Here is a 223-nt window from a genome sequence, read left to right as displayed (position 1 = left end):
TTAATAGGGGTGACTGCGTACCTTTTGTATAATGGGTCAGCGACTTATATTCTGTAGCAAGGTTAACCGTTTAGGGGAGCCGCAGGGAAACCGAGTCTTAACTGGGCGCATAAGTTGCAGGGTATAGACCCGAAACCCGGTGATCTAGCCATGGGCAGGTTGAAGGTTGGGTAACACTAACTGGAGGACCGAACCGACTAATGTTGAAAAATTAGCGGATGAC

Annotated in this window: 1 rRNA gene; it reads left to right on the top strand. The window is 48.4% G+C overall.

Annotation, left to right across the window (positions count from 1 at the left end):
- A 23S ribosomal RNA gene (locus tag ABR397_RS25725) occupies positions 1-223 on the top strand; the annotation flags it as partial.

The sequence above is a fragment of the Photorhabdus viridis genome, assembly GCF_040256935.1.
Lineage (GTDB): Bacteria > Pseudomonadota > Gammaproteobacteria > Enterobacterales > Enterobacteriaceae > Photorhabdus > Photorhabdus viridis.
The sequence above is the reverse complement of the archived record's forward strand: the minus strand, read 5'-3'. Positions and strand labels throughout refer to the sequence as shown.